Source organism: Pseudoalteromonas sp. SG44-17 (assembly GCF_014164235.1).
Lineage (GTDB): Bacteria > Pseudomonadota > Gammaproteobacteria > Enterobacterales > Alteromonadaceae > Pseudoalteromonas > Pseudoalteromonas rhizosphaerae.
Genome location: NZ_JACJEV010000097.1, coordinates 1 through 567, shown reverse-complemented (window position 1 = coordinate 567; position 567 = coordinate 1). Strand labels below are relative to the sequence as shown.

At 40.9% G+C, this 567-nt stretch carries 2 tRNA genes and 1 rRNA gene; all 3 read right to left on the bottom strand.

The features are described from left to right. Positions 1 to 215: 215 nt before the first annotated feature. Positions 216 to 291 (bottom strand) — tRNA-Ala (locus tag H5182_RS22060). A gap of 46 nt (positions 292 to 337) precedes the next feature. Further along, positions 338 to 414 (bottom strand) — tRNA-Ile (locus H5182_RS22055). Between the two features lie 76 nt (positions 415 to 490). After that, positions 491 to 567: ribosomal RNA gene (locus H5182_RS22050) — 16S ribosomal RNA — on the bottom strand; the annotation flags it as partial.

The window sequence follows — 567 nt, the reverse complement described above, 5'->3', positions numbered from 1 at the left end:
TAAAACGTTCATTAAATGGCACTGAATGATACTGCTATCATTCTTTTTTACTTTTGAAAACTCTGTACAAATACACTGTATTTATACGAATTTTATTATCAGCTTTTCCAAATTTTTAAAGAGCAAGAGATACAAAAACCTCTCAAAATTAAACACACTCTATTCTCAGGCGATTATGCTGCCCGATAAAAGAATATTTATTTTTAAGAAGTAAGTGGTGGAGCTAAGCAGGATCGAACTGCTGACCTCCTGCGTGCAAGGCAGGCGCTCTCCCAGCTGAGCTATAGCCCCACATATGCTGGTACTTATTGTTTGATTACCGACTTCGTTGAAGAAGTGGTGGGTCTGAGTAGATTTGAACTACCGACCTCACCCTTATCAGGGGTGCGCTCTAACCAACTGAGCTACAGACCCAAACAATAAGTGTTTGTTCTCTTTACAATAACAATCATCTGTGTGGACACTACGAACAAATAAGTTCTAAATCGTATAAGGAGGTGATCCAGCCCCAGGTTCCCCTAGGGCTACCTTGTTACGACTTCACCCCAGTCATGAATCACTCCGTGG